This is a genomic window from Methylomonas koyamae (assembly GCF_001644025.1).
Lineage (GTDB): Bacteria > Pseudomonadota > Gammaproteobacteria > Methylococcales > Methylomonadaceae > Methylomonas > Methylomonas koyamae_A.
Genome location: NZ_LUUK01000234.1, coordinates 22,201 through 30,823, shown reverse-complemented (window position 1 = coordinate 30,823; position 8,623 = coordinate 22,201). Strand labels below are relative to the sequence as shown.

The 8,623-nt window shown below is 55.8% G+C and carries 9 protein-coding genes; 5 read left to right on the top strand and 4 right to left on the bottom strand.

The window, feature by feature from the left end:
- Window positions 1-103: 103 nt before the first annotated feature.
- Both ispA and A1355_RS24150 read right to left on the bottom strand, forming a co-directional pair.
- On the bottom strand, window positions 104-997 hold the full coding sequence (gene ispA, locus A1355_RS24155; protein ID WP_064031836.1) for a (2E,6E)-farnesyl diphosphate synthase: 894 nt from the start codon (window positions 995-997) through the stop codon (window positions 104-106).
- Entirely contained in the window at window positions 990-1,223 is a 234-nt protein-coding gene (locus tag A1355_RS24150) for an exodeoxyribonuclease VII small subunit (RefSeq protein WP_064031835.1), read from the bottom strand. The genes ispA and A1355_RS24150 overlap by 8 nt, the downstream gene beginning before the upstream one ends.
- 72 nt (window positions 1,224-1,295) lie before the next feature.
- Here A1355_RS24150 and parE point away from each other — a divergent pair, with 72 nt between their 5' ends.
- Window positions 1,296-3,185, top strand: coding sequence for a DNA topoisomerase IV subunit B (parE, locus tag A1355_RS24145; RefSeq protein ID WP_064031834.1), 1,890 nt, complete (start codon window positions 1,296-1,298; stop codon window positions 3,183-3,185).
- A gap of 23 nt (window positions 3,186-3,208) precedes the next feature.
- A complete protein-coding gene (locus tag A1355_RS24140) occupies window positions 3,209-4,039 on the top strand; it encodes a S1 RNA-binding domain-containing protein (protein WP_064031833.1) in 831 nt (276 codons plus the stop codon).
- A 96-nt stretch (window positions 4,040-4,135) separates the two neighbouring features.
- Here the strand turns inward: A1355_RS24140 and A1355_RS24135 are convergent, their stop codons facing one another.
- Window positions 4,136-5,725, bottom strand: coding sequence for a lytic transglycosylase (locus A1355_RS24135; protein ID WP_064031832.1), 1,590 nt, complete (start codon window positions 5,723-5,725; stop codon window positions 4,136-4,138).
- An 88-nt stretch (window positions 5,726-5,813) separates the two neighbouring features.
- Between A1355_RS24135 and A1355_RS24130 the strand changes: the two genes are divergently transcribed.
- Genes A1355_RS24130 through A1355_RS24120 form a run of 3 tightly spaced genes read left to right on the top strand, consistent with a single transcriptional unit; the run spans window position 5,814 to window position 7,328 of the window.
- Window positions 5,814-6,524 (top strand): class I SAM-dependent methyltransferase, encoded by a 711-nt coding sequence (locus tag A1355_RS24130; RefSeq protein ID WP_064031831.1) that lies wholly within the window; start codon window positions 5,814-5,816, stop codon window positions 6,522-6,524.
- 13 nt (window positions 6,525-6,537) lie between these two features.
- Window positions 6,538-6,981, top strand: a complete 444-nt coding sequence (gene rnhA / locus A1355_RS24125; RefSeq protein ID WP_064031830.1) for a ribonuclease HI — start codon at window positions 6,538-6,540, stop codon at window positions 6,979-6,981.
- The gene (locus tag A1355_RS24120) at window positions 6,978-7,328 is read left to right on the top strand and encodes a GIY-YIG nuclease family protein (RefSeq protein ID WP_082885741.1); all 351 of its coding nucleotides are present in this window, start codon (window positions 6,978-6,980) and stop codon (window positions 7,326-7,328) included. The genes rnhA and A1355_RS24120 overlap by 4 nt, the downstream gene beginning before the upstream one ends.
- A gap of 48 nt (window positions 7,329-7,376) precedes the next feature.
- Here the strand turns inward: A1355_RS24120 and A1355_RS24115 are convergent, their stop codons facing one another.
- Window positions 7,377-8,573 carry a cytochrome-c peroxidase gene (locus A1355_RS24115; RefSeq protein ID WP_064031829.1) on the bottom strand — a complete coding sequence of 399 codons (1,197 nt, stop codon included), beginning with the start codon at window positions 8,571-8,573 and terminating at the stop codon, window positions 7,377-7,379.
- Between the last annotated feature and the right edge of the window lie 50 nt (window positions 8,574-8,623).

Sequence of the window (8,623 nt, the reverse complement as noted above, 5' to 3'; positions counted from 1 at the left end):
CGGTCGGGCTGGCGATGGTGTTCAGTAACGGGAATGTTCCGGAAAGCGTCATGTCGTGATTGGGTTTCTTCGGATTACCGATGGCGGTCGTGTTGCGGTTCGATTAATGGGTGCGCTCGATAATGTATAAAGACAGCTCGCGCAGCAGATCGGCTTCGTCACCGAAACCGGCCAAACTTTCGACGGCTTGCTCGTGCAGCTCTTGGGCTTTTTGTTTGGCGCCGGCCATGCCCAGCAACGCGGGGTAGGTCGGTTTATCATTGTTCACATCCTTACCTTGGGTTTTGCCCAAGGTGGCGGTGTCGGCCTCGATGTCGAGTATGTCGTCCTTGACCTGAAACGACAGACCGATGCATTTAGCGTAATGATCCAGTTTCTTGGCGGCATCGGTCGCTAAATCCGGTTTGGAGAGCGCGGCCAGATTGACGCTCGCGCGAATCAGCGCCCCGGTTTTATGGATGTGCATGTTCTCCAGCTCGGGTAACGTCAGTTTACGGCCTACCGATCCCAAATCAATGGCTTGGCCGCCCACCATGCCTTGCGAACCGCTGGCGCGAGTCAACGCCGCGATCATCTTGACTCGGGCTTCCGCGCCGACCTTGATGGCGGCGTCGTTGGCCAACACGTCGAAGGCCAGCGCCTGCAAGGCGTCGCCGGCCAAAATCGCGGTGGCTTCGTCGAAGGCTTTATGGCAGGTCGGTTTGCCGCGGCGCAGGTCGTCGTCGTCCATGGCCGGCAGGTCGTCGTGAATTAGCGAATAAACGTGGATGAACTCGACCGCGCAAGCTTGGGCGTCCAAAGCGTCCTCGGCAATGCCCAATGCTTGACCGGTTGCGTAAGTTAATAGCGGGCGGGTCCGTTTGCCGCCATCCAACACGGAATAACGCATGGCTTGATGCAAAGTTTGCGGCAGAATATTTTCGCCCGGTAGTCGAACGTCCAGAGCGCGTTCCACGCGATTTTGACAGGCGGTCAGGTAGTCTTTCAGTTTACTCATCGGTGAATGGCTCCAGGGTTTGTTGGCCGTTTTTTTCTAATAGGATGTGCACTTTTTGCTCGGCGTCCTGCAAGGCTTGCTGGCAGGTGCGGGTGAGCTTGATGCCGCGCTCGAACGACTTTAACGATTCTTCCAAAGAGATGTCGCCGCGCTCCATTTGCTCGACCAATTTCTCCAGTTCTTCCATCGCTTCCTCAAATTGGGATGCGCTTTTGCGTCTCGACATATAATGCGCTGATGTGCTCGAAAAAATGACCGAGCATTATAGTATGAATTAACCGCCATTTGATGAGTAACGATGACCCAAGAATATAACGCCGCCGCGATTGAGGTGCTGAGCGGCTTGGACCCGGTGCGCAAGCGCCCCGGCATGTACACCGATACCACCCGGCCCAACCATCTGGTGCAGGAGGTGGTCGATAACAGCGTCGACGAGGCTCTAGCCGGACACGCCGACAGTATCGAAGTATCCCTATACAAAGACGGTTCGGTTAAGGTGATCGACAACGGTCGCGGCATGCCGGTCGATATTCACCCAGAGCAAGGCATGCCGGGCGTGGAGGTGATCCTGACTCAGTTACATGCCGGCGGTAAGTTTTCCAATAAGAATTACCAGTTCTCCGGCGGCTTGCACGGGGTCGGTGTTTCGGTGGTCAACGCGCTGTCCGAGAAATTGTTGGTCGAGATCAAGCGCGGCGGCGGTATCTATCAAATGGAATTCGCCGGCGGCGACAAGGTCGGCGAACTGCAGCAGACCGGTACGGTCGGCAAGAACAATACCGGCACCAGCGTACACTTTTGGCCGGACGGCAAATATTTCGATTCCAACCGAGTCTCGGTCAGCAAGTTAAAGCACGTATTGCGGGCGAAGGCGGTGCTGTGTCCGGGGCTGAAAATCGTGTTGGTGTCCGAGCTCAGCGATGAACGCATCGAATGGTGTTACCAGAACGGTTTGCAAGAGTATTTGTTGGACAGGGTCGGCGACGCCGAGATCTTTCCGCAACCGCCGTTCATGGCTAAGATGGCCGCCAGCACCGAAGCGGTGGAATGGGGTATCGTCTGGACGCCCGACAGCCTGCCGGAAGCCGTTGCCGAGAGTTATGTCAATCTGGTGCCGACCGCGCAAGGCGGTACCCACGTCAACGGATTACGCGCCGGTCTGACCGAGGCGATCCGTGAGTTTCTGGATTTTCGTAATTTGCTGCCGCGCAGCGTCAAAGTCGCGCCTGAAGACGTCTGGGAAAATTGTCATTTTGTGTTGTCGGTAAAACTCGAAGACCCGCAGTTTTCCGGCCAGACCAAGGAACGCTTGAGCTCGCGCGAGTGCGTGACCTTCGTTTCCGGCGTCGCCAAGGATACTTTCAGCTTGTGGCTAAACCAGCATCCCCAGGAAGGCGAGAAAATCGCCGAGATCATTCTCGCCAGCGCCCAGAAGCGCTTGCGAGCCGGCAAGAAGATCGTCCGCAAGAAAATCACCAGCGGTCCGGCCTTGCCCGGTAAATTGGCCGATTGTTCGGGGCAGGATCTCAGTCGAACCGAACTGTTTCTGGTCGAGGGCGATTCGGCCGGCGGCTCGGCCAAACAAGCTCGCGACCGCGAGTTTCAGGCCATCATGCCGTTGCGCGGCAAGATTCTAAATACTTGGGAGGTCGATTCCGGCGAAGTGATGGCTTCTCAAGAAGTCCACGATATCGCCGTCGCCTTGGGTATAGAGCCGGACAGTAACGATTTGCAAAACCTGCGCTACGGCAAGGTCTGTATATTGGCGGACGCCGATTCCGACGGCAACCACATCGCGACCTTGATCTGCGCGCTGTTTTATCAGCATTTTAGGGCCTTGGTCGATGCCGGTCACGTATTCGTGGCGATGCCGCCGCTTTACCGGATCGACGTTGGTAAAAAGGTGTTTTATGCATTGGACGAATCCGAACGCCTGGGGGTATTGGCGCGCATCGAAGCCGAAAAATTGACCGGCAAGGTCAATATTCAGCGCTTCAAGGGCTTGGGCGAAATGAACCCGTCCCAATTGCGGGAAACCACGATGAATCCGGACACTCGCCGACTAGTACAATTGACCGTCGCGGAAAACGACAATACCCGCGAGCAGATGGATTTGCTGTTAGCCAAAAAACGTGCCAGCGACCGTAAGAGTTGGCTGGAAGACAAAGGCAATTTGGCTGACGTATAACCGCGCCCAACAGGACTGAAATCATGATAGAACTCGGCAAACTCAATACTTTAAGCATCGTCAGCCATCGCGATGATCAATGCTATCTCGATGGCGGCGAATGGGGCGAAATCGCGTTGGCCGACTCCGGCGGGGCGGCTGGTAAGCCGGTCGGCGATCGCCTAACGGTTTTCGTCTATATAGACGGCAAGAATCAAGTCGTTGCCACCTCGCAAACGCCTAAGGCGCAAGCCGGCGAAGTCGCTTGGCTGAAAGTGGTATCGCTGAGTCACGCCGGCGCGTTTTTGGATTGGGGTTTGCCCAAGGATTTGCTGTTACCGTTCAGCGAGCAAAAAGGTAAGGTGATCGAAGGGCGTTTCTGCCTGGTGCGGCTGTTTCTGGATGAAGATAATCGGATTGCGGCGTCGATGCGTCTGGACGATTTTATCCAAGATGAGGCGTTTTATTATCAGGACGGCCAGGCGGTGGAGTTGATCATCGCCGAGCATACCGAACTGGGTTTTAAGGCCGTTGTCGATCACAAATACTGGGGTGTTTTATATAAAAGCGAGGTGTTCCAGCCGTTGAAAAAAGGCCAGAAGCTGGCCGGCTTCATCAAAAAGATACGGCCGGATCGACGGTTGGATCTGATTTTAACGCAAGCTAAATACGGCGAGAAAGTCGATAGCACCTCGCAAAAAATCTTGGATATCTTGGCGGAGCGCGGCGGTTATATCGCGTTGACCGACAAAAGCGACCCGCAATTGATTTACGACACCTTTGGCGTCAGTAAGAAGGTGTTCAAGCAGGCTATCGGCGGCTTGTACAAGCAACGCCGAATAGTGCTGGAGTCGGATGGGATCAGACTGGCCTGAGGCCTAGCCAACGGGGTGACGCCGGACGGAGTTGCCCGCCCGGCAGCAAACAGAGCTGTGGGACCGGCTCTAAACAGCGCTCGCGGTGCCTTAGGCTTAGGTCGAAGGATGGGCGGTTTCTACGATGACCTTGAGCTTGGTGCCGGGTTTTATATCGGCCTTGTTTTTAGGGACATTGTTCCACTTGCGCAGCTCGGTGACGGCGACGTTAAATTTCTTGGAAATTTGCGCCAGGGTGTCGCCCGATTTAACCGTGTAGCTGATTTGCTTGAATGCCGGTGCCGCCGAAGCGACAGTAATATCGCCGCCTTTTTTGACGGTGATTTTTTGACCAGGCTTCAGAACCGCTTTTTTCGGCAGTTTGTTCCAATTGACGATGTCGTCTCTGTCCACGCCTAAATGTTGCGCGACGCTCCACAGCGTATCGCCTTTCTTGACCGTGTAGATTTGCTTGCTCGGCGCGGCTTGGGTTGGCGCCGAAGGTTGCGTGGCGGCTAGGTTGCCGGTCGGTTCGTCGCGCAAGGCTTTGTAAGAGGTCGGTATCAGCAATACCTTGCCGTCGGCGACCGTTTCGCCGTCCAGGTGATTGACTTGCATGATCTCGTCCACCGACGTGTTGTGTTTCTTGGCGATGACTTTCAAGCTTTCGCGGTGGCCCACGGTATGGTGCATCCATTTGATGCGCTCTTCGTGGGGCAATTCCGCCAGCTTTTCCTTGAAGGCCGGGGCTTTGTCGACCGGAATCAGTAAACGGTGCGGACCTTCCGGATCGGTGCTCCAGCGGTTGAACCCCGGATTCAGCTTGAAGAAATGGTCCATCGGCAATTGCGCCAGTTCGGCGGCCTTGCCCAAATCCAGTTGCGATTTGATATCGACCAGTTCGAAGTAGGGTTCGTTGGGGAATTGCTGCAAACTGACGTTGTATTTCTCGGGGTTGGCGAAGATCTTGGCGATGGCCAGAAGCCGGGGCACGTAGGCGGAGGTTTCGTTGTTCAGGTCCAGCGACCAGAAGTCGGTGGGTTGGCCTCGATCGAGATTGCGATCTATCGCGTTTTTGATATTGCCTTTGCCGGCGTTATACGAGGCCAGTGCCAATAGCCAATCGTTGTTGAACCACTCGCTGAGTTCCTTCAAGAAGGTCGCGGCAGCTTGGGTGGATTCTATGACGTCGCGGCGGCCGTCGAACCAGCTGTTTTGTTTCAGGCCGTAGAGTTTGCCGGTGGGCGGAATGAATTGCCACAGGCCCGAGGCTTGGGCTGGCGACATGGCGTCGGGTCGGAATGCGCTTTCGACGGCCGGTAACAGCGCCAGCTCGCCGGGAATGTTTTTGGCTTCGAGTTCGTTCAGGATGAAGTACAGATAAGGCTCGGCGCGTTGCTGTACCCGTGTCAGGTATTCCGGATTTCTCAGATACCAATTGACTTCGCGATCGATTCGGGCGTTATCGATCTCCGGTAACGCGTACAATGACAGCATCCGGTCCCAGATAGTCGAAAACTCCTTGGTTTCGCTCGGTGATTTTTCGTTACGGTTGGCTTGGCCGTTGCGGGTAAATATCGAGAACTTACTGCCGACGGCCTGGCCCAAATGGTCTTTTTTGGTGGACTGGCTACAGCCGGACAACAGCAGTATCGGCAGAATCAAAGACAGATGACAGGCTGTTTTTTTCGAAAATGAGCAGGGCATTGTCTGTACTCGCTAAAATAAAAAAATTAGATGCTAGCATGGCTTTCCCGATTAGCCAAAAAAACATGCTCTAAAACGGTTGGGGTAAATGAAGAGAGACTTTTTGTTCGCACTGTATCAGACGCCTAGGGGCAAGCTGTTGCAAAGCATGGAGGCGAGTTATTTGAAACGCTCGATCACGGTCAGTTGTAAGCAGACGCAATTGCAGATCGGCGGATTGGGTTGGGAACGGGACTTCGTGGATTGCTCGCTCTACCAAAATTATTTAATTCTGGATGCCAAGCGTCTTGGTAGCGCCGAGGCGTTAAAGGTAACCGCCAAGGCCTACAGCTTGCCGATACAGACAGAGTCGATGGACTTGGTGATATTGCCTCATTTGCTGGAATTCGATGCCCAGCGTTTTCGAACCCTGCGGGAAGTGAATAGAGTGCTAAAACCGGGCGGTGAGTTGGTAATGCTGAATTTCAATCCGTTCAGCCCGTCGGTGCGCTTTCAATTCGTTTGGGACCGCAAACTGGCCGATTCCTGGCGCGCGCATTTCATCAGCCGCGCCCGGCTGTTGGACTGGCTGAAACTGCTGAATTTCGAAGTTTTGAACACCGTGGAATTTGGCTTAGACCGTTTTACGATCACCCACGGCCAATTTCGGACCGGTTATCCTTCGTTGCTGACGATGGCTTACGGTGTCAAGGTTGTGAAGCGTCAGTATTCGCTGATTCCGTTGGCGGCGGAATTTAAGCGCAAAGCCGGTTTGGCGACCGCCGGAGTGGGCGTCGAAAATCGATTACCGAATTACTAAAACAAATTAAATCATGAGCGAGTTAGTTGAAATCTATACCGACGGCGCTTGTCGCGGCAATCCCGGTCCGGGCGGTTGGGGGGTTTGTCTCCACTACAAAGGCAAGCAGAAACTGCTGCACGGCGGCGACCCGGAAACCACCAATAACCGGATGGAGTTGATGGCGGCGATTCAGGCCCTGGAAGCGTTGACGCACGCTTGCAACGTGCGTTTGCATACCGATTCCAAATACGTGTTGCAGGGTATTACCGAATGGATGGTCAATTGGAAGAAGCGGTCCTGGAAAACCTCGGCCAATCAAGCGGTCAAAAACGAGGATTTGTGGCGGAGGCTCGACGCGGCGATCCAACGCCATCGCATCGATTGGGTATGGGTGAAGGGCCACTCCGGCAACGACGGCAACGAGCGGGCGGACCGCTTGGCCAACCAAGGCATCGACGAACTCAAGCGCCGATGAATGCCGTCGGGCTATCGGATGCGGTGGGCTTGGTGGCCGGCGACGATGGCCGGCATACGGCCCCCGATGCGGAAGTCGTGTCCGTCGCTTGGTCGGTTTACATTGTGTTGTGCCAGGACGGCAGTTTGTATACCGGAATCAGCACCGACGTGGCGCGCCGCTTCGACGAACATCGGAGCGGGCGCGGCGCTAAGTTTTTTCGGAGTCGAATTCCGCTCGCGGTTGCCTATCGCGAAGCCGGACACGACCGCGCCTCGGCGTCTCGGCGGGAGGCCGAGATCAAGAAGCTGTCCAAGCGGCGGAAGCTGGCACTGATCGAAGCGGCGGGCGGGCGTGAAACGCTGTAAACCGCTGGGATTGGTAGCCTAGCCGATACCTGGTCCGGTTGCCGGTCGTTATTTAGGCGCCTTGTACGGCCACGGCGATTCGGATTTGTAGCCGTCGGTCAAAGTCTTCAAAAACGCCACCAAATCGTCGACTTCCTTTTTCTTCAGGTTCAATGCGCCGAGCTCGGCATGGTTGACGTTGGTATTTTCCTCGGGAGCCGGCCAACACTTTTTCGACAAAGCGGTCGCTTCCAGCGTTAACGTATTCCCGCAACGTTTTTTGATGTCGCGGTTGCTGTACAACTCAACCGCGCCTCGCAGGGTTTTGAAATAGCCGTTGTGCATATAGGGTCCGGTGACCGCGACATTGCGCAGGGTCGGCACTTTGATTTTGCCGAGTTCGGCGTTGAGGTGCAGGCGGCCGCCCAGGCCCTCGTCGATGAAGGTCGCGCCTTCCGGGTTCAATTCCGCGCCCAAGGTATAAAACAAGTTCGCCGGGTTCTTCGGCACGCCGAGGTTATCGTAACTGTGGTCGGTGAATAGCGGCGGAGTGCCGTCGGCCAGTGGGCGATTGGGGTGGCAGGCCGCGCAATTGCCTTTGTTGCCGGCTTCAAAGAGTTGCAAGCCGCGTTTTTCCTGAGCAGTGAATTTGGCTTTGCCGAATAAGTAAAAGTCGTACTTGGACGTAAAGCGGTTGAATACCGGACTGCGCTCGAACTCGGCAATCGCGTCGGCGATCCTGTCGTAGGCGAGGTCGACGTCGTCCAGCGCACCGTTGCCGTAAACGGTGTCGAACATCGCGGCATACGCGGCGGAGCGGACCTTGGACACGACCGTAGCGCTATCGGGGTTGGCCATTTCCACGGGGTTTAAAAACGGCCCCTTGGCTTGGTCTTCCAGCGTCGCGGCTCGGCCGTCCAGGAATTGGCCGCCGAGGTAAAGACCCGAGGCGCGGTCGTAATAAAACGCCGGGGCGTAACCGGAATACATCGCGGTCGGCGTGTTCCGGTTGCCCTGCAAATTGCTCAGTACGCCTTGCGATGTCGGCGAGTTTTTGTCCGGGTCGGTAAAGGCGAACGCCGGATCGTGGCAGGTAGCGCAGGCCTGGCCGGCCGGTTCGGATAGATTGGTGTCGAAAAATAACTGTTGGCCCAGTTGCGCCTTGGTACTGAGATTGCCGGCACCAGGCAGAACCGGAACGTCGGCCCCGGCAGTCGCGGCGAAGCAAGCGGCGGCGAGGGTAGTAAGCAGCGAAAATAATTTCATGATCGTATCTCGTGGGGACCGTTTCGCGCGAGGCGAGTGCACCCGAGGCG

Coding starts and splice junctions, on each gene's coding strand:
- A1355_RS24120 (WP_082885741.1), top strand. CDS start 6,978: ATGAATGCCGTCGGGCTATCGGATGCGGTGGGCTTGGTGGCCGGCGAC.
- A1355_RS24135 (WP_064031832.1), bottom strand. CDS start 5,725: ATGCCCTGCTCATTTTCGAAAAAAACAGCCTGTCATCTGTCTTTGATT.
- A1355_RS24130 (WP_064031831.1), top strand. CDS start 5,814: ATGAAGAGAGACTTTTTGTTCGCACTGTATCAGACGCCTAGGGGCAAG.
- A1355_RS24150 (WP_064031835.1), bottom strand. CDS start 1,223: ATGTCGAGACGCAAAAGCGCATCCCAATTTGAGGAAGCGATGGAAGAA.
- A1355_RS24115 (WP_064031829.1), bottom strand. CDS start 8,573: ATGAAATTATTTTCGCTGCTTACTACCCTCGCCGCCGCTTGCTTCGCC.
- A1355_RS24140 (WP_064031833.1), top strand. CDS start 3,209: ATGATAGAACTCGGCAAACTCAATACTTTAAGCATCGTCAGCCATCGC.
- ispA (WP_064031836.1), bottom strand. CDS start 997: ATGAGTAAACTGAAAGACTACCTGACCGCCTGTCAAAATCGCGTGGAA.
- rnhA (WP_064031830.1), top strand. CDS start 6,538: ATGAGCGAGTTAGTTGAAATCTATACCGACGGCGCTTGTCGCGGCAAT.
- parE (WP_064031834.1), top strand. CDS start 1,296: ATGACCCAAGAATATAACGCCGCCGCGATTGAGGTGCTGAGCGGCTTG.